Source organism: Streptomyces sp. JJ36 (assembly GCF_021696945.1).
Taxonomy (GTDB): Bacteria; Actinomycetota; Actinomycetes; order Streptomycetales; family Streptomycetaceae; genus Streptomyces.
In genome coordinates this window covers 1-465 of sequence record NZ_JACYHE010000192.1, presented here as the reverse complement: position 1 = coordinate 465, position 465 = coordinate 1, and the positions used below count along the sequence as shown (strand labels likewise).

Genomic DNA, 465 nt, shown 5'->3' with positions numbered 1-465 from the left:
AGGGACGTAGGGAGTGCGGGACATGGGCCTCACGGACACCGGTGCCACGGTGTGGCTGACGGGTCTGCCCAGTGCGGGCAAGACGACGATCGCTCGTGCGCTGGCGGAGCGGCTGGCCGGCGAGGGGCACCGGGTGGAGGTGCTGGACGGTGACGAGATCCGCACCTTCCTGTCGGCCGGGCTCGGTTTCTCCCGGGAGGACCGGGAGACTAATGTTCAGCGGATCGGGTTCGTGGCGCGGTTGCTGGCCTCGCACGGGGTGAAGGCCCTGGTGCCGGTGATCGCGCCGTACGCGGACAGCCGGGAGGCGGTGCGCAAGCGTCATCAGGCGGCGGGGACGCCGTTCCTGGAGGTGCATGTGGCCACTCCGGTCGAGGTGTGCTCGGAGCGGGACGTGAAGGGCCTGTACGCGCGCCAGGCGGCCGGGGAGCTGAGCGGCCTGACCGGCGTGGACGACCCGTACGA

1 protein-coding gene is annotated in these 465 nt (G+C 71.4%); it reads left to right on the top strand.

All coding sequences use genetic code 11. The features are described from left to right. Positions 1 to 22 precede the first annotated feature (22 nt). Positions 23 to 465: adenylyl-sulfate kinase (cysC, locus tag HOY81_RS27125; RefSeq protein ID WP_237323354.1), on the top strand; the 443-nt coding region annotated here is incomplete at its 3' end.